This is a genomic window from Streptomyces sp. NPDC030814, assembly GCF_055572155.1.
Genome location: NZ_JBVIDX010000005.1, coordinates 393274 through 409493 on the forward strand (window position 1 = coordinate 393274; position 16220 = coordinate 409493).

Annotated in this window: 16 protein-coding genes and 2 pseudogenes; 8 read left to right on the plus strand and 10 right to left on the minus strand. The window is 73.0% G+C overall.

Annotation, left to right across the window (positions count from 1 at the left end; translation table 11 throughout):
• Positions 1-199 precede the first annotated feature (199 nt).
• From ACZ43N_RS14400 to ACZ43N_RS14410, 3 genes are all read left to right on the plus strand, one after another.
• Positions 200-1075, plus strand: coding sequence for a universal stress protein (locus tag ACZ43N_RS14400; RefSeq protein WP_468097554.1), 876 nt, complete (start codon positions 200-202; stop codon positions 1073-1075).
• Between the two features lie 297 nt (positions 1076-1372).
• Positions 1373-1564 (plus strand): SHOCT domain-containing protein, encoded by a 192-nt coding sequence (locus ACZ43N_RS14405; protein ID WP_468097556.1) that lies wholly within the window; start codon positions 1373-1375, stop codon positions 1562-1564.
• Between the two features lie 125 nt (positions 1565-1689).
• Entirely contained in the window at positions 1690-2682 is a 993-nt protein-coding gene (locus ACZ43N_RS14410; RefSeq protein WP_468097558.1) for an Acg family FMN-binding oxidoreductase, read from the plus strand.
• A gap of 13 nt (positions 2683-2695) precedes the next feature.
• Here the strand turns inward: ACZ43N_RS14410 and ACZ43N_RS14415 are convergent.
• The 4 genes and pseudogenes from ACZ43N_RS14415 to ACZ43N_RS14430 all read right to left on the minus strand — a co-directional run.
• Positions 2696-3241: pseudogene (locus ACZ43N_RS14415) on the minus strand (hemerythrin domain-containing protein); the annotation flags it as partial.
• Positions 3242-3312: 71 nt separating this feature from the next.
• Positions 3313-3606, minus strand: a pseudogene (locus ACZ43N_RS14420) (hypothetical protein); the annotation flags it as partial.
• Positions 3501-3734, minus strand: coding sequence for a hypothetical protein (locus ACZ43N_RS14425; protein ID WP_468097560.1), 234 nt, complete (start codon positions 3732-3734; stop codon positions 3501-3503). The gene ACZ43N_RS14425 and the pseudogene ACZ43N_RS14420, both read right to left, overlap by 106 nt.
• 179 nt (positions 3735-3913) lie before the next feature.
• Positions 3914-4816 (minus strand): universal stress protein, encoded by a 903-nt coding sequence (locus ACZ43N_RS14430; RefSeq protein ID WP_468097561.1) that lies wholly within the window; start codon positions 4814-4816, stop codon positions 3914-3916.
• Between the two features lie 646 nt (positions 4817-5462).
• On the opposite strand from ACZ43N_RS14430, the gene ACZ43N_RS14435 reads away from it, so the two are divergent.
• From ACZ43N_RS14435 to ACZ43N_RS14445, 3 genes are read left to right on the plus strand one after another with little or no spacing between them, the layout of a single operon-like run.
• Positions 5463-6191, plus strand: coding sequence for a CBS domain-containing protein (locus tag ACZ43N_RS14435; protein WP_468097563.1), 729 nt, complete (start codon positions 5463-5465; stop codon positions 6189-6191).
• Between the two features lie 59 nt (positions 6192-6250).
• The gene (locus ACZ43N_RS14440; protein ID WP_468097564.1) at positions 6251-6472 is read left to right on the plus strand and encodes a hypothetical protein; all 222 of its coding nucleotides are present in this window, start codon (positions 6251-6253) and stop codon (positions 6470-6472) included.
• A gap of 30 nt (positions 6473-6502) precedes the next feature.
• Positions 6503-7159, plus strand: coding sequence for a DUF4389 domain-containing protein (locus ACZ43N_RS14445; RefSeq protein WP_468097565.1), 657 nt, complete (start codon positions 6503-6505; stop codon positions 7157-7159).
• A 79-nt stretch (positions 7160-7238) separates the two neighbouring features.
• Here the strand turns inward: ACZ43N_RS14445 and ACZ43N_RS14450 are convergent, their stop codons facing one another.
• The 3 genes from ACZ43N_RS14450 to ACZ43N_RS14460 form a co-directional block, all read right to left on the minus strand.
• Positions 7239-7439, minus strand: a complete 201-nt coding sequence (locus ACZ43N_RS14450; protein WP_468097567.1) for a hypothetical protein — start codon at positions 7437-7439, stop codon at positions 7239-7241.
• A gap of 249 nt (positions 7440-7688) precedes the next feature.
• Positions 7689-8702, minus strand: coding sequence for a CapA family protein (locus ACZ43N_RS14455; protein WP_468097568.1), 1014 nt, complete (start codon positions 8700-8702; stop codon positions 7689-7691).
• A gap of 422 nt (positions 8703-9124) precedes the next feature.
• Positions 9125-9994 carry a universal stress protein gene (locus ACZ43N_RS14460; protein WP_468097569.1) on the minus strand — a complete coding sequence of 290 codons (870 nt, stop codon included), beginning with the start codon at positions 9992-9994 and terminating at the stop codon, positions 9125-9127.
• 162 nt (positions 9995-10156) lie between these two features.
• On the opposite strand from ACZ43N_RS14460, the gene ACZ43N_RS14465 reads away from it, so the two are divergent.
• Positions 10157-10576, plus strand: a complete 420-nt coding sequence (locus ACZ43N_RS14465) for a hypothetical protein (RefSeq protein WP_468097570.1) — start codon at positions 10157-10159, stop codon at positions 10574-10576.
• A 108-nt stretch (positions 10577-10684) separates the two neighbouring features.
• Here the strand turns inward: ACZ43N_RS14465 and ACZ43N_RS14470 are convergent, their stop codons facing one another.
• Entirely contained in the window at positions 10685-11341 is a 657-nt protein-coding gene (locus tag ACZ43N_RS14470) for a TetR/AcrR family transcriptional regulator (RefSeq protein ID WP_468097700.1), read from the minus strand.
• A gap of 139 nt (positions 11342-11480) precedes the next feature.
• Between ACZ43N_RS14470 and ACZ43N_RS14475 the strand changes: the two genes are divergently transcribed.
• Complete coding sequence (locus ACZ43N_RS14475; RefSeq protein WP_468097571.1) at positions 11481-12320, plus strand: patatin-like phospholipase family protein; 840 nt, start codon at positions 11481-11483, stop codon at positions 12318-12320.
• Between the two features lie 327 nt (positions 12321-12647).
• Here ACZ43N_RS14475 and ACZ43N_RS14480 read toward each other — a convergent pair whose 3' ends face one another.
• The gene (locus ACZ43N_RS14480) at positions 12648-15344 is read right to left on the minus strand and encodes a bifunctional acetate--CoA ligase family protein/GNAT family N-acetyltransferase (protein ID WP_468097573.1); all 2697 of its coding nucleotides are present in this window, start codon (positions 15342-15344) and stop codon (positions 12648-12650) included.
• A gap of 113 nt (positions 15345-15457) precedes the next feature.
• The gene (locus ACZ43N_RS14485) at positions 15458-16081 is read right to left on the minus strand and encodes a calcium-binding protein (RefSeq protein ID WP_468097575.1); all 624 of its coding nucleotides are present in this window, start codon (positions 16079-16081) and stop codon (positions 15458-15460) included.
• Positions 16082-16220: the final 139 nt, after the last annotated feature.

The following is a 16220-nucleotide window of genomic DNA, read 5'->3' on the forward strand; positions in this document are numbered from 1 at the left end:
GGCCCGCATGCGCCCTGCGGTGATCTGAGGTAGTCATCGATGGGGAGCGCCGTGCTGCGCCGGACGACCGCGGCGTCGGCCCGAGCGCGCCGACCGCACCCGGCGGGCCCGCGCCGCACCGACGCGCGGGGGCGATGGCGGCCCGGACGGTGCCGCGCCCACCGTCCTCCCCGCTTCGTACGAGACGGAGGCAGCGTCCATGGAACAAGCCCTCACCGCCGGCCTCGACGGCTCACCCGAGAGCGTCGCCGCCGCCCACTGGGCCGCCGACGAGGCCGAACGGCGCAATCTCACCCTGCGCCTGCTGCACGCGTGGCCCCTGCTCGTTCCGGAACCCACGAGTCTGCCCTCGGAGGTGGACCAGAACTACTGGGCGAGGCGGCTGCTGGACAACGCCACAGCGGAAATCCAGGCCCGCAAGCCGGGCCTGACCGTCGTCGGCGACCTGGTCGCGGACGATGCCCAGCACGCGCTGATCCAGGCGGCCGCCGAGTCGCAGTTGCTGGTCCTCGGCTCACGGGGGGTGAGTCCGGCGGAGAGCTATTTCCTCGGCGACGTCAGCCTGTCCGTCGTGACACACGCCGACCGGCCCGTGGTCCTGGTGCGTGCCGAGCAGAGGGAGCCGGGGCACCCGCGCGGATCCGGGGCGGAGGGCGCCGTGGTGGTGGCGCTGAAGCTGCACGGCCCGTCCGACGACCTCCTGGAGTTCGCCTTCACCACCGCCGCGGCGCGCGGTGTGCCCCTGCGCGTCGTGCACGGCCGCGGCGTGCCGCTGCATGCGTTCACGCCGTGGGGCGTGGATCACACGGTGACCCGTGAGGCCAGGCAGGAGGCGGACAAGGCCCTGATCCGAGCGCTCCACCCCTGGCGGGAGAAGTTCCCGGGCGTGAACGTGTCGGACACCGTCCGCCTGGACAGTCCCTCCCGAGCGGTCCTGTCGGCCGTCGAGGGCGCCGGGCTCCTCGTCGTCGGGCGTCGCAGACACCGCCACGCCCCGCTGCCTCGTCTCGGCGCCGTCGCCCAGGCGGCCGTCCACCACGCACGCTGTCCCGTCGCGGTCGTTCCCCACGACTGACCGGACGGACGCTGAGCGTGAACGGCTCACGCCCCGGCTCGTGTCGCCTGCGTGATCCGAGGTGTCGCTCCGCTGCGGGGGACCAACGACCCGGTGCGTCTGCCTCTTCGGCCCATGCCGGGAGGGCGGCCGGGGGCGGACCTTGGGAGTGAGCGCCGCAGGCGCGGGGAAGGCCCGCGTCCGGTGATCGCAGGGAAGCGGGTGACCGTGATGCTGTGGTACGGCCACGATCCCGGCGTGTGGGGTTCGTCATGTCGGCAGGCATGATCCTCTTCTGGGCCGCCCTCATCGCCGTCGGTGTGCTGGTGTTCCGCTCGCTGTCCGGGGCCGTCCGGGACGGGAAAGCCTCCGCGTATTCCACCGCCGGTCTCCTCCCCCGAGCAGCTCCTCGCCGAGCGCTTCGCGCGTGGCGAGATCGACGAGGACGAGTACCGGCGTCGTCTGACCGTCCTGCGCTCGGACGGCGCCGCCCGGTCCGGCAGGAGTTGACCCGATCGGCCGACCGACGCCGGACCGGCTTGGGCTGCGTGGGCCGCGCGGCGCGTGGAACAGTGGTGACAGGCACGTCATCCATCCGCACCTCGGCCGTCCGGCACTGGAGGTAAGCAGCTGTGGTGCCCGTACACGCACTCGACGCGAAGACCGTGACAGCCCTGGTGGAGGACGCCGCGGCGGCTCCGTCCATGCACAACGCCCAGCCGTGGAGATTCCGGTTCCTCCGCGGGGACGGCGCCTTCCACCTCCACGCGGACCTCGAGCGGGCCATGCCGCGCACGGACCCCACCACCCGGGCCCTGCACCTGGGCTGCGCCGCCGCGCTGTTCAATCTGCGTGTCGCCGCCGCCCACGCGGGCTGGACCCCGGTCACCGAACTGCTGCCCGATCCCTCCGATCCGCAGCTGCTCGCGGTCGTACGGCTCACCGACCAGGCCCCCCAGGAGGACGACCTGGCCTCCCTGTACCCGGCGATCCGCCGTCGCCGCACCAGCAGGCAGCCCTTCTCCGACGAGGCGGTACCCGAGGCCATCAGGGACGGCCTCAGCGCCGCCGCCCTGCTGGAGGGGGCGCGCCTCGCGTTCCCCGACAGCTGGCACGTCCAGACCCTGCTGGACTCGGTGCGGGACGCCGAGGGGCGTGACGCGCAGGACCCGGCGGCGGCCGAGGAGCTGAGGCGCTGGGTCCGCACGGGCGCGGAAGCGGCGGCGGGCACGGCGAGCGACGGGGTACCGGAGTACGCCTTCGGCCCGCTCAGGCAACACGGCGGGGCGCCCGTCCGGGACTTCGCGGGCCGGCATCCGCTGCCGGGCCGTGAGGCCGCCGTGTTCGAGAGCGCGCCCCAGCTGGCGCTCCTGGGCACCAGGGACGACCGGCCGAGGGACTGGCTGGTGGCGGGGCAGGCCATGGAACGTGTGTTGCTCCAGGCCACTCTGGACGGGCTGGCCACCTCGCTCACCTCCCAGGCCCTGGAGCGGCCGGAGGTCCGCTGGATCACGCGCGACCCGGAATCGGCGATGGGCTTCGTACAGATGGTCATCCGGCTGGGCTACGGGCCCTCGGGACCGGCGACACCGCGCCGCCCGGTGGACGAGGTGCTCACCGTCGACTGAGCCGCGCCGTGACTCATCGGTCCGTCCCACCCGCGCCGGACTCGGCCGAGGAGGACGCCGGCGAGAAGTGGTTCTCCTCCTCTGCGCGAAGAGCAGGCGCAGCACGCTGTGCAGGCCGTAGGGGCAGGAGCGCAGGTCGTCGAGTTGCTCGGGAGCCGGGCCGCCGTCGGCTCGGCCCAGGTCGAGGTGGGTGGGGACACGCCGGGAGAGGCGGGTGATCTCCGTGCGCACGACTCATGGTGGCGGTGGCCTCGGGTCCGCCCAGGGCGGGGTTGAGGGTTGGACAGAGCTGGTGCTCCTCGGCGTACTCGTGCGGCAGTGACTGTTCGGTGAGCAGCCGGTGTGCCTCCTCGACGGCCGCGAGGTCCCGGGGGCCGGTGCTGTCGGAGAGCCGGTCGGCCGCACTCCGTACGACTTCCAGGACCTCCTGGGGGTCGTCGTGTTCGGCCGCGAAGCGGTGGACGAGTGCCTCGGCCGCGGGGGTGAGGGCGGGTCGCAGGGCCCGGTCGACCCGCGGCGCGCGCAGGGCGTCGAGGATGACGGCCACGTCGATGCCCTGGAAGGGTCTCGGGTCAGCACCGACTCGTCGAGCTCGGCGGCGCCGCTCTCCAGCCGCCCGTCGACCGGGATCACCTCACCGGGGCCGACGACGAGCAGGTCCCCCACACCCACCTCGGCCGGTGACACCGTGCGCACCCCCGCGGCGGTGCGCAGTCGCGTGGTGCGGGGAGCCCGCGCCGGCAGGGCGCGCAGATCGTGGCGGGCTCGACGCCGCGGGGCGGACCGCAGGGCGCGGCCGGTGGCGAGGATCAGGGCGATCAGGGCACCGGCGAGTACTCCTCGACGTCCAGGGTGCCGCCGAGGGCGAGCACCGCGATCACGTCCACTCCCGCGTTGCGGTGCCGCAGTGCGCTCAGCGCCCACACCACCGCCGGTACGACGGCGGCGACGGTGCCGAGGGCCCAGCGTCCGCGGCGGAGTCCTCCCCGACGGCCCGGGCGACGGTCCCGGCCGCGAGGCGGCTCCCGTGACGACCAGGAGAACCGGCTCACCGTGCACGGAGCCGACCGTGGAACGCAGTCGGCGGAGCCGTGCGGTCGTGCTGTGAGGGTGGTCCATGGCACCCACCTCGGTCCTGACTGCGAGGCTGGGGAGCAGCGGCGTCGGGCGGATCCTCGTCGTGCCGCCGCCGGCCAGCCCTATGACAAGGATCCGCCGGGGGCGCAGCGCCCTACAGCACGGGTACGACGGCCACGGGGCAGTCGACGTGGTGGATCGCGGCGTGGGTGACGGGCCCGGTACGGGGGCCGAGCGTGTGTTCGCCGAGGCGGTGCCCGACGACGAGCAGGCTCGCTCCCGAGGCGGCCCGGACGAGCGCGGTCGTGGGTTTGTCCTCCGCCACCGTCTCCAGGACCTCCACGTCCGGGTACTTGTCGCGCCATGTCCGGAGCACGGCGTCGAGGAAGCCGCGCCACTCCTCGCCCTGCCGGGGCGGGTCCACCAGAGCGATGTCGCCGGGGCCGAGACCCATCGGGCCGGACGCGTGCCAGGCGTGCACGGCCCGCAGCCGCGCCTGCCGGAGCCGGGCCGCCTCGAACGCGAATTCGATGACCTCGTCGCAGGCGTCGTTCAGGTCGATGGCGGCCACGACGTCCCGGTAACCGGTGTCGGCCGAGGACTCTCCGGCGTCGGTCGGCAGACGCTCGTCCTCCGCCTGTTCCTCCGCCCGGACGAGGACGACGGGGCGCTTCGCCCTGGCGACGACTCCGAGCGCGACGGAGCCGACGAGGAAGCCGGTGAAGCCGCTCAGCCCGCGCGAGCCCAGGACCAGTGTGTCGGCCTGATCGGCGGCCTTCAGCAGCGCCGCGACAGCGGGGCCGTCCATCTGCTCGTCGGAGAGCAGGACGTCGGGGCACTCGGCGCGGGCGCGTTCCTCGGCCCGCTTGAGATGGCTGCGGCCCAGATGCCGCCGGGCGGCGTGCGCGATCTCGTCCTCCCGGCGGCGGGCGGGCCGGTCCAGGACGTGCACCAGATGCAGCGGCAGGTCCCGGCGTACGGCCTCGCGGGCCGCCCATGCCACGGCGGCCAGGCTCTCGGCGGATCCATCGACTCCGGCGACAACGGGTGGACGCATCTCGGCACCTCCGGCAGTAGGTCTGTCGTTCGGTACAAGCGTCACGCCGAGGGCACCGCGGGGGCAGGTGCCGGCGGGTCCTCGCGGAGGGCCGACCGGCCCCTGTCGACCCGTCAGGTCGGTCGGCGGGGCTGTGGGTCGACGTGCCGCGGGCGGCGATCGGCGGTGTCGGCGGCGGTCACGGCGCCTGGGGGCGATCGGGACCGGGCAGTCCGCGTGGTGGAGGATGGCGCGGCTCACCCGGCCGAGTTGGAGGCCGAGGTGACGGTGCCTGCGCCGGGCGCCGGGCGCCGACGACGAGGCCGGCCACGCCGAGCCGTTCATTCCCACCACCTACCGTTCGCCTGTCGTCCCGTTGCGCACGGCGGTCCGCCCTCTCACCGGTGCACCACGCGACGGACGGCAGGAGGGGCGTCGGGCCGCGCCGGAGGGACGTTCGGCCCATCGGCTCCAGCGGATGAGGGGACCGCGCCCCCGTCGGACGTGCCGTCCGGCCGGTGCCGGCTCCACGGCGCACTCCGGAGGGCCGCTCGGCCCTCACTCCTGCCCGCTCAGCCCATGCGTGCATGCACCCATCACCGGAAGCTGGAGTGGAGGCCCCGGACAGGGCGCCTGATCTCCTGCGGCAGGAAAGGGAGGCCCAGCCATGAAGACCACGAAGACAGGCGCTCTCATGGTCGACGAGGTCGTCACGGCACGGCGGGACACACCGTTCAAGGACGTGGTGCGCCTTCTGGAGGAGCACCGCATCAGCGGGCTGCCGGTGGTCGACGAGGACGACAAGGTCATCGGTGTGATCTCCCAGACCGACCTGGTGCTGCACCAGGCCCGGGAACCGCAGCCCTCGGACCGCCGGACGGGCTTTCGGCGGCTGTTCGGCCGGGGCGCCCGGCGTGCCGAGGCCGGGCGCCGGGCCACGACGGCGGGCGGGGTGATGTCCACTCCGGCGATCACGGTGCCCGCCGAGGCCACGGTCGTCGAGGCCGCCCGGCGGATGGCCGAGCATCGCGTCGAGCGGCTGCCGGTGGTGGACGAGGAGGACAGGCTCGTGGGCATCGTCACGCGCCGGGACCTGCTCCAGGTCTTCCTGCGCGACGACGACGAGATTCGGCGGGACGTCCAGCAGGAAGTCCTCGTCGACACGTTGTTGCTGGCCCCGCAGGCGGTCGACGTCCACGTGGAGAACGGAGTCGTCACCCTCACCGGTCAGCTGGAACGCCGCAGCGAGATACCGATCGCGGTCGGTATGACCCGCCGTCTCGACGGCGTCGTGGACGTCGTCGACCACCTGGGCCACCGCATCGACGACACTCGTCTGCGGCCCGCCGAGCAGGCGCTGCACGGCATCGCCGACGACTGGTTGCACAAGCTCTGACCGGGTGTCGCGGCACCCGGACACCTATCAGTCCGCAGCGGGGAGAAAGGACGGCCGTCATGATTCCCCTGCTTCTCGTCGTCGCCACCGTGGTGGGAGCCTGCCTGGTGTTCGGCTACAGCTCGTTCGTCGTGGGCTTCTCGCTGATCGTGGCCGGTGTGGTCGGACTCATCGCCTTCCTCTCGACACCGGGTGCGGTCCTGCGTCCCGGTGAGCGGGAGTTCGTCGAGGAACGGCACTACTTCGGCAAGCACGACGACCACCGGGAGTTCCGGAAGTGACCCTCGCCAACGACGAAGGGATCGGTCCTCATGAGCACGGAGTTCATCGCGTCACCTCACCCCGCCCGGCTGAGCGCAAGGCTCGACACACCGCTCTCGCGCTGGCTGTGGCTGGTGAAGTGGCTGTTGGCGCTGCCCCACTACGTCGTCCTGATGTTCCTCTGGGTGGCGTTCGTGGGGGCCGGCGTGGTCGCGTTCTTCGCGATCCTGTTCACCGGCCGCTACCCGCGGCCGGTGTTCGACTTCAACGTCGGTGTACTGCGGTGGAGTTGGCGGGTGGCGTACTACGCGTACGGCGGCCTTGGCACCGACCGCTACCCGCCCTTCACGCTCGCCGACGTCCCCGACTATCCGGCCCGCTGGGAGGTGGCGTACCCGCAGCAGTTGTCCCGCGGCCTGGTCCTGGTGAAGTGGTGGCTGCTGGCCGTCCCGCACTATCTGGTGTTGGGGTTCCTGCTCGGCGGCGGACGGGTGGGGTGGTTCTCAGGAGGGCTCATCGGGCTGCTGGTGCTGTTCGCCGGCGTCGCGCTGGCCGCGACGGGCCGGTACCCCCGGGGCATCTTCGACCTGGTGACGGGCCTGAACCGCTGGGTGCTGCGCGTGGCCGCCTATGCCGCGCTGCTCACCGACGTGTACCCGCCGTTCCGGCTGGACCAGGGCGGTGAGGAACCCGGTCCGCGTCCGTGACCCGAGGCGGTGGCACCGGTGTCCTCACCGGTGCCACCGCCTTTCGTGGAGCTTCCTCGGCCCGCCCCGCGGGCCGCCTTCAGCTGTGGACCGTCGTGTGCTGTCCCCTGCCGCGCAGCGGATGCGCCACCGGCGGTGTCCGGTGCGACGGGCGGTTCCGGCGGTGCAGCAGACGGACTGCGAGGGTGTCCAGGGCAGCGGTCAGGACGGCTGTCAGACCGACCGCCACGACGAGCAGTACCGCGAACCGTTCCCAGAACTCCGCTGTCAGAGTCGTCACCACTGTCCTCGCCCTCCCTGGTCAGGCTGTTTCGTCCCTGCCACCAGACAACCGCGGGCACGGTCGCGGGCCCATGAGCCGAGCGGTACCCGCACAGGGCTGGAAGGACCCTGGTCGCCGGCCCGACCAGCCCCTCACCTGGTGGCGTCGCGGGCAGGACGGGGTGAACGGCGCCGACGGGCCGGGTGCCGCCGCGAAGGCGCCGAACTCCCCGACGCCGTCAGGAGGTCCACTGACTCGGCGACGGCGTCACCTTCGCCTGACAGGCGTACGAGCCCCGGCCCGGCGCCCTTGAGGGGGCCAGACGGCGGCAAGGCGGTCACCCACGTCGGTCACCCGGGTGCCCAGGTCGGCACAGGTGCGGATGAGCCGGTCGGCGACGAAGTCGTACTCCGCCTCGTCGGCCAGGCGGGTGCGGGCGAAGTCGAGGGAGATGGGTACGGCCTCCGTACGCAGCACGTCATGGGTGTCGAGAGTGACTCGCCAAAGAAGCCCCAGGTCGTTGCGGAGGGCCGGATGGACGGCGTAGTCGTCGATGAAGTCCCCCAGGTCGAACAGGACGTGACGCGTGAAACCGTGGAAGACGTGGGCGGAGTGGCCGATCACCAGGTCTGCCCCGGCGGACGTGAGCGCGCGGGCGGCACGGTGCACATGCGAGACGGGGCGGGTGGTCATGTTGGGTCCCCAGTGCACGCTGACCAGGACCAGATCCGTGTCATCGGCCAACGTGCGCACAGTGTCCGCGAGCCAGTCGGGCACGTCCTCGTTCCACAGGTCGGCGTAGGCCACACCGGGCCTGTCGTCCCCGGCCGCGAATCCGGCGGGGTGATCCGTGACCGCCACCAGCCCGATACGCAGTCCGCCCGCTTCCAGGAGCAGCGGGGCGCGGGCCTCCCTCACCGTCGCCCCCGCTCCGACGGTCCGGATGCCCGCTCCGGCCAGGTGGTCCCGGGTGTCGAGGAGTGCTTCGGGGCCGTAGTCGAGGGCGTGGTTGTTGGCCAGTGAGACCACGTCCACGCCGATGTCGGCCAGGAGACCGGCGGCGTGGGGCGGGGCGCGGAAGAAGTAGATCTTGCCCGGCAGGTCGGTGGGAGCACCCCGGTCGGAGACGCAGCATTCGAGGTTGAGCAGAAACAGGTCCGCGTCCTCGACGATCCTGTGCACGGCGGGGGTGAACAGGGGCCGTGGCCTCGTGTGCGCCAGTACCTCGGCCACTCCCCGGCCCAGCATCGTGTCCCCGGCCAGCGCGATCCTCATCGTCATGGTCCTCACCCCTTCCCGGGGCCGGGTCCGGCACCGGCCTCCTGTCCGCGACCAGCCGACGTGTTCGCCGTGAACGCCTCACCATGGGCCCCGGCACAGGATCGCGGGCCCTCACCCGGCACCGACCGGCCGTACTGCCAGTTTCCACCCCCTCCGTGGGCACGGCCCCGAGCCGACGAGCCGTCCGGCCCGTCGGAGGTCCGGTCCCCGAACACGGCCCCGCCCTCGCCCGCTGGATCACGGCCGAGGCCGTCATGGCCGAGATGTACGGCGGGAGGCCGGGTGCGGCGGCGGCCGGGGCGGCCCCATGCCCCTCTTCGAGGGCGGCCCGCCCCTGGCCGCCGGTCGCGCCCTCGCCGACCGTATCCGCGGACAGGACCGCGTCACCTGTCGGTCCCGCCCCTTCGGCCGTCCGGGTGCCGTCAGTCGTGCGGTACGACCGCCACCGGCGAGACGGCGCGCTGGATGACGTGGTGTGTCACCGGGCCCAGACGTGGTCCGACGTTCCCCGCGCGCCCGCGCCGGCCCACGACGACCAGCGCGGCGTCGTACGAGGCGTCCACCAGGTGCGCCCCCGCGTTGCCGACCACCGTTTCCTCAGTGACGCGGACGCCGGGGTACTTCTCCTCCCACGGGCGCAGCACCTCGGCCGGCTCGGTGGGGGCGGCCTCCGCGGAACGAGGTGCCCGCTCGCTCCAGCCGTGGATCACGCGCAGCGCCGCGGCGCGCCGTGACGCGGCCTCGAAGGCGAAGCCGAGGACGAGGTCGTCGGGGGCGCTGAGGTCCAGTCCGACGACCACCTCCCGGTGCGGCAGGGCCTGGGCGGGGTCATCGACCGCGTCCGCGCCGCGCGCCCTGCCCGTGCCCTCGCCGGAAGGGACCAGGACCACCGGGCGCCCGGCCCTGGCCACCACGGCGAGGGCCACGGAACCCAGGAGGACTCCGTCCGCGCGGCCGAGGCCCCGTGACCCGAGCACGAGGAGTTCCGACTCCCCCGCGGCGGCGACCAGCGCGGGCACCGTCCGGCCGGGGAGTTGCTCGGCGGTCACCCGTACGCCGGGGTGGCGGTGAGCGAGCCGGACCCGCGCCTCGGAGATGAGGCTGACGGACCGGTCGGCTCCCGGCGGCGGCACCGGCTCGCCGGCGAACGGGACATAGGCGTGCGGCTCCTGCCGCCCCGCGTGTACGACACGGAGCGGGAGGCCGTACAGGCCTGCTTCGCGGGCGGCCCAGTCGGCCGCGGCAAGGCTCTCGTCCGACCCGTCCAGACCGACGGTGACGGCAGGGGACATCGGGGACCTCCTTGAGGGGTGTGTCTCCACTCTGGTGTCCCCCGAGCGCCTGGCACGAGGGACCTCGAGTCCCGTGTGCGGGTCCGTTCGGCCTGTCCGGGCCGGGTGGCGCTGAACAGGCCGGGAGGGGCCGAAGGTCTCCCGCTGCGTCGGATGGCCCTCATGCGCTCGGAGCGGTGCACCTCCGGCTCGCTCGCTCTGGAGGATGCTGATCCGTCCAACCGCCGATTCACCGTCCAGGGCCGGCCCCGTCCCCTCGACGGCCTCACCCACCAGGCCATCCACCGCTGTCCGGACTACCGAAACCGCAGGTGGCCGAGTACGACCAACCCGCATCTGCTGGTCACCCAGCAGACCGCCCATCACGACAGCCCGGTCAGCCGGTGGTGGCTCAGAACTGTCCTGCGCGGACAGGAGGCCGGCCTCGGCCTCCTGCGGCAGGACCGAATCCTCGACGAAGTCGAAGCCGTGGGCGTCCGCGATCCTCTGCACTTCGCGGCAGTCTTCGGACTGCGACCCGATACCGCCCAGCGCATGTCGACGCGGTCTACGGGGCGCCGCAACCCCGCGGAGCGCCCCTGAACTTGAGGGTGCACACTGAGCCGTTTCCCATGTGATCGCGATGTCGAGACGAGGAGGTTCCTGGTGAAGGGGTGGTCCACCAGGACAACCGGGTGAGCCAGGAACCGCTCAACGCTGCCTGTGCGGACCCAGATTGAGCAGCACCTTGCCGAGCTGGGCGGAAGTGAGGGCTGGCGCGGGCAGCGGGGGCGTGGCCGGGCGGGCGCGAAGGCCGTCGAGGAGCAGGGCGAGCGGGCGGAGCCAGGCATCGGGGGTGACCGTGGTGAGCGCGGGAACAGCCCGGCCCAGTGCTGCCAGGGTGAAGAGCAGGTCCTCGGTGGTGAGGTCTGGGCGAATGGTGCCCTGCTCCTGACCGCGCCGGAGCAGCCCGTGGATGGTTGTGCGGTTGTGGGCGTGGATCGCCTCCAGGGAAGCGACGCCTTCCAGGTTCGTGGTCATGAGGTCGTTGGTGCCGCGGTCTGCGGCCAGGCCGGCGAACACTGTTTGTAGGTACTCCGTCAGTCCCGTCCATGCGTCTTCGGCGGTTCGTGCCCGCTCCCCCGCCGCTGTGGTCTCGGTGAGTGCATCCCGGAAGACCTCGTCGACGAGCGCGGCACGGCTCGGGAAATGGCGATAGAGGGTGGCGTTGCCCACGCCCGCCCGCCGGGCGATTTCATCCAGCGGGGCATCCAGGCCCTGTTCGGCGAAGACCTCGCGGGCCTTGTCGGTCAGCAGCTTCCGGTTGCGCAGCGCATCGCGGCGCCCTACCGGCGGACGGTCGCCCATCATGTCTCCCTCTTCCCGCCCTTCGTACCGGGGAGTGCTCCCCGGTACGGATGTTATCGTCAAGCGAGCAACCGGGGACCATTCCCCGGTTCGTATCCTGCGGACGGGCCGTCCGCTGTCGTTCACGGGGAGGGGAAGCGTGTCCGAAACCGCACTCGTGCTCGGGGGCGGCGGACCGGTGGGGGGAGCCTGGTTGGCAGGGGTGCTCGCCGGGCTCACCGAGGCTGGGATCGATCTCCGCAGCGCCGACGTCGTGATCGGCACCTCCGCCGGTGCCGTCTTCGGATCCCGGCTCCTGGCCGGCGTCCCGGCTGCAGATTTGTACGAGCACCAGCTCTCCGGAGCGGACGCGGTCCGTCTGCCGGTGACAGCGCGCCAGACGGCGCGCTTCCTCTGGGCGGCGCTCGGTTCCCGCGATCCCCAGCGGTCCGTCCAACGCCTCGCCCGGGCAGCGCTACGCGCCCGGACCGGCCCGGAGTCGGACGTCTTCGATACGGTGGGCGCGCTTCTGGGCGACGTCCGCGACTGGCCCGAGCGGGAGCTGCGGATCACGGCAGTCGACGCGCAGACCGGCCAACTCGAGCTGTTCGACTCATACTCGGGAGTGACTCTCCTCGAAGCGGTCGCGGCGAGCTGCGCCGTGCCCGTCGTATGGCCGCCGGTCACCGTAGCGGGTCGGCGCTGGATGGATGGTGGCAGTCGTTCGACTGCCAACCTCCAGCTCGCACGCGGGTACCGCCGGGTGCTGGCGGTCGTGCCGATCCCCGAGGCGGTTGGGCCGCATCCGAGCGCCTCGCAGCAGGCCGCGGAACTGTCCGACGAGGGGGCGCGCGTCGTCCTGCTGTCCCCGGACCGCGCTGCGCGCCGCATCATGGGCCGCAACATGACGGACGACACGCGCCGACCGGCTGCCGCCCGCTCCGGCCACGCCCAGGCCAGTGCACTGGCCCCTTCGGTGGCCGACGCCTGGCAGGGGTGACGGGCGGTCAAATCCCTGGCCGACGCGCTGCGGCCGTGGCGGGAGCGGTATCCGGACGTTCGGGTACCGCAGGACGTCGCCCCTGCGGCGCCCGTCCAGGCACTGCTGCACCACGCCGCCGGGGCCGGGCTGGTGGTGGGCGTCCATCCGGGTACGCGTCCCGTGCGACCGTGTGTGGCCTGCTGGACGAGGCGGTGTGCCCGGTGGTCCTGGTCCCGGCCGGGTCGCCCGCGTCCCGCGCGTGAGCACGGTCACGGGCTCGGCCGGCGGGCGGCCGGCGTCAGCTGTCCGTCGCCCCCGGTCGGCTACGGCCCTGGCCGTGCTCTCTCATCGCAGTCGGCGCAGGTAGGGATCCCGGGGGCGGCGCGGAAGCAGCCGTATGCGGGCGTCGAGCACGGTGGCTTGGGCCGGGGCCGCGAGGACGGGATTGAAGTCGGCCTCGGCGAGCTGCGGCAGGTCGGCGGCCATCCGCGACAGCCTCAGCAGCAGTTGTTCCAGCCGCCCGAGGTCGACTGGGCTGCTTCCGTCCGCGCCGAACAGCAGGGGCGCGCACCGGGGTGACGTGATGAGCTCGTGGACGTCGTGGTCGGTGAGGGGGGCCAGGCGGGCCGCGTGGTCGGCCAGTACCTCGGTCGCCGTACCGCCGAGTCCGAACAGCACAAGCGGCCCGAAGACCTTGTCCTGGACGACGCCCGCGAACAGTTCGGTGCCCCGGTCGGCGAGCGGCTGGAGGACCACACCCGTCATGAGTCCCGAGAAGCGGGTCTCCAGGTCGTTGAACGCGGCCCGCACCTGGGAGTCGCCGCGCAGGTCGAGGTGGACCGCCTTGTGCCGGGTCTTGTGCAGGAGTCCCGGCCAGTGGGCCTTCATGACCACCCGGCCGTCGAAGCCGCGCAGCCGGCCCGCGGCGGTCACGGCGTCGTCGGCGGTCTCGGCCCAGGCCCACGGTATCTGCGGGATGCCGTAGCAGGAGAGCAGGTCGGCGCAGGTGCGTGGGCCGAGCCAACCGCCGTCGGGCTGCGCGGCGAGGTACCCCTCGACGACCGTGCGGGCCCGCTCGGTGTCGATGTCGTCGAGGTCGGGGACGGTCCCCGCGGGCCGGGCGAGCCAGGCCGCGCGGGCGGCGGCGTGGGCCAGCGCGCGGGCTGCCGCCTGGGGTTCGGCGTAGGAGGGGATGGTGCCGCCGCCGTCGGCGGGCAGCAGCCGTACCGGCGTCTGCTGTTCCAGCCGCACGGCGAGCACGGGCTTCGACCGCCGTCCGGAGGCCGTGGTGAGGGCCCGGACGAGGTCGTCGCCGGTGGCCGCGGCGACCGCGGTCGGCACGAGCGCCACCATGAGCGCGTCGACGCCGGGGCACCGCAGGAGTCGGTCCACGCACGCGGTGAGCTGTTCCTCCGAGACGGCGGCGGTCGCGTCGACGGGGTTGCCGACGCCGGCGCCGTCCGGGAGCAGGCCGAGCAGTTCGTCGACGGTCGCGGGGGTGAGCGGGGGCAGGGCCAGCCCCGCCTCGGCGCAGGCGTCGGCGGCGAGCACCCCCGCGCCGCCCGCGTTGGTGACGATCGCGACGCGAGCGCCCTCCGGCAGCGGCTGGGAGTGCAGCAGGGCGGCGGTCTCCAACAGTTCGCCGACGGATCGGGTCGCGGTGACGCCCGCCTGAATGAACAGGGCCTGCCGGGTCATCGTGCGGGTGGCGGCGGCAGCGGTGTGGGAGGCCGCCGCCTTGCGGCCCGCGTCGGTCCGGCCGGCGTCCACGGTCAGCACGGGGATACGGCGTGTCACGCGCCGGGCGGTACGGGAGAAGGCACGAGGGTTGCCGAACGACTCCAGGTGCAGCAGGGCCAGTTCGGTGCGGCCGTCGCTCTCCCACCACTGGAGCATGTCGTTGCCACTGACGTCGTACTTGTCGCCGAGCGACACGAACGACGAGACCCCGATGCCCAGCCGGGACAGTCCGTCCAGCAGCGCGATGCCCACCCCTCCGGACTGGACGGCGACACCCGCCGTCCCGGAGCGGGGATGATCGGCGGCGAAGGTCGCGTCGAGGCGCAGTTCCGGCTCGGTGTTGGAGATGCCGAGGCAGTTGGGGCCCACGAGCCGCATGCCGTAGGTGCGGCAGGCCTCCAGCAGTGCCCGCGCCTGGCCGTGGTCGAGCCCCGCGGTGACGACGACGAGCGCGCGTACGCCGGCCTTTCCGCATTCCACGGCCACGGAGGGGACCCCGGCGGCCGGTACGGCCACGACGACGAGGTCGGGTGTCCTGGGCAGGGCCGGGACGGAGGCGTAGGACGGCACTCCGAGCACCGATGTCACCCGGGGGTTGACGGCGAAGAGGCGGCGGGTGAAGCCCCCGGTGCGCAGGTGGTGGAGGATCGCCCGGCCCACCGATCCGGGACGGCGGCCGGCGCCGACGACCGCCACGGTGTCCGGACGCAGCAGGGGCCGCAGACTGGCCACGTCTGCGGACCGGCCGCGGGCTTCGACGGCGGTCAGATAGTCGTCGTCGACGTCGAGGTGGAAGATGTGGCGCACCTCCGGGCCCTCGAAGCGGCGGGAGGAACGCAGCCCGAGGTCGGCGAAGAGCCGCAGTACCTCGTGGTTCTCGCTGAGCGTGTCCGCGGTGAAGGTGGTGATGCCCTCCGCGCGCGCCGCCGAGACCAGGTGTTCGACGAGCAGGGTGCCCACACCCCGGTGATGGAGGCCGTCGGCCACGGCGATGGAGATCTCCGCCCCCTCCTCCTTGCCGCTGCCCGCGTCGTACTCGGCGAGGCCGATCACCCGGCCGTCCACCTCGGCCAGCAGTGCTCGGTAGCCGGGGTGGGCCGGGGCCGAGGCGCGGTCGGCGGCCAGGGCCGCGGAGCGACGGCTCGCCGCGAAGAACCTCAGCCGCAGGTTCTCGGGGGACATCTCCTCGTAGAGCCCTCGCAGTTGTTCGCGGTCGCCGCGCACCACAGGGCGGATGCACACGGTGGTGCCGTCCGCGAGCAGGGCGTGGACCGGGGGGCGCTCGCACACGTCGTTCGTCATCGCGGATCTCCTCCAGTGCTCACGGCACTTGAAGCATCCGGCGCGGCGGCGACGGGGCACATGGGCTGACCGGGGTCGTGGGTGGGGCCGGTCGGCCCCACCGGAACCCGCCCTCAGCGTTCGCAGCCGTCCTTCAGGTCGTTGACGTCCCCTGTGCAGGTGTCGGTGCCCGCGTCCCCGAAGGAGCGGTCGTTGCCGGCCGAGAAGTCACCGGCGTCCAGGCGGTCGTCGCCGTCCCTGCCGAACATGACGTCGTCACCGGCGCCACCGGTGATGTTGTCGACGCCGGCGCCGCCGAAGATGCTGTCGTGCCCGCCCTGACCGTTCAGGAAGGTCCTGGCGGTGGCGGTGTGGCCGATGGTGATGATGTCGTCGCCCGAGCCACCGCTGATGTCGGCGGGCAGGCTGCCGGTCACCAGGACGATGTCGCCGAGGTCCCCCATGTCGAGCGTGAGGGTGCGGTTGCCGTACGGGCAGGTGACGGTGTCGCGGTCGACCTGTGTGCAGCCGGATCCCGCGGTGACGGCGTCGCCGCCGTCGCTGATGGTCACGGTGTTGCCGGACCGGGTGACGGAGAGGTCGTTCGCCTTTCCGGCCACGGCGTTGACATGGATGCGAACCGAGTCCACCCGCACGCCGGTCGCGGCCTGCGCCTGTCCTGTCGACAGCACCGTGGCCGCGCCCAGTGCCAGGGCCGTCACACCGGCCTGTACCGCGCCGCGCATCGAGATCTTCAATGCTCCTCCTGTTCCCCCTGATGAACACCGGCTGGTCTTGCCGTGATCCATCCTCGGCGGGGGCGGGGGGTGTGGCATGGGGGCCGAGCCCCCAATTAGCGGCCCATCCAGCGGTCCATCGTCGCGACCGGCCTGGCGC

Bases quoted from the DNA above. Each gene is read 5' to 3' on its own strand.
- ACZ43N_RS14435 (WP_468097563.1), top strand. From the start codon at position 5,463: ATGAAGACCACGAAGACAGGCGCTCTCATGGTCGACGAGGTCGTCACG.
- ACZ43N_RS14455 (WP_468097568.1), bottom strand. From the start codon at position 8,702: ATGACGATGAGGATCGCGCTGGCCGGGGACACGATGCTGGGCCGGGGA.
- ACZ43N_RS14440 (WP_468097564.1), top strand. From the start codon at position 6,251: ATGATTCCCCTGCTTCTCGTCGTCGCCACCGTGGTGGGAGCCTGCCTG.
- ACZ43N_RS14430 (WP_468097561.1), bottom strand. From the start codon at position 4,816: ATGCGTCCACCCGTTGTCGCCGGAGTCGATGGATCCGCCGAGAGCCTG.
- ACZ43N_RS14465 (WP_468097570.1), top strand. From the start codon at position 10,157: ATGCGCTCGGAGCGGTGCACCTCCGGCTCGCTCGCTCTGGAGGATGCT.
- ACZ43N_RS14400 (WP_468097554.1), top strand. From the start codon at position 200: ATGGAACAAGCCCTCACCGCCGGCCTCGACGGCTCACCCGAGAGCGTC.
- ACZ43N_RS14445 (WP_468097565.1), top strand. From the start codon at position 6,503: ATGAGCACGGAGTTCATCGCGTCACCTCACCCCGCCCGGCTGAGCGCA.
- ACZ43N_RS14470 (WP_468097700.1), bottom strand. From the start codon at position 11,341: ATGGGCGACCGTCCGCCGGTAGGGCGCCGCGATGCGCTGCGCAACCGG.
- ACZ43N_RS14460 (WP_468097569.1), bottom strand. From the start codon at position 9,994: ATGTCCCCTGCCGTCACCGTCGGTCTGGACGGGTCGGACGAGAGCCTT.
- ACZ43N_RS14480 (WP_468097573.1), bottom strand. From the start codon at position 15,344: ATGACGAACGACGTGTGCGAGCGCCCCCCGGTCCACGCCCTGCTCGCG.